The sequence below is a fragment of the Bradyrhizobium sp. Arg237L genome (assembly GCF_029990105.1).
Lineage (GTDB): Bacteria > Pseudomonadota > Alphaproteobacteria > Rhizobiales > Xanthobacteraceae > Bradyrhizobium.
In genome coordinates, this window is the sequence record NZ_JAQMIL010000251.1 from 1 (window position 1) to 346 (window position 346).

The 346-nt window shown below is 59.0% G+C and carries 1 pseudogene; it reads left to right on the forward strand.

The window, feature by feature from the left end:
• A pseudogene (locus tag OZ411_RS43200) lies at positions 1–346 on the forward strand (integrase); the annotation flags it as partial.

Here is a 346-nt window from a genome sequence, read left to right on the forward strand (position 1 = left end):
TAAGGGCAAGATCGTTGGCGCGAAGCCGCCACTCCGCCCCAAGCACGTCTGGTCCATTCGAACGAAGCTCCTAGTCGAGGGTCGGACTCGCGATCTGGCGCTGTTCAACATAGCCATCGACAGCAAGCTCCGTGGTTGCGACGTAGTCGCCTTAAAAGTCGATGACCTTGCACCAAGCGGCTATGCATCCGATAGAGCGAGCGTCCGCCAGAAGAAGACGGGCCGTCCCATAAAATTCGAACTTACTGAGACGACTCGGCAGGCCATCGATGACTATCTGCGGGCAACGGGCAAGAAGCCAGGAGATCGTCTGTTCACCGGCCGCAGAGGGCCGGACTGCAACCTG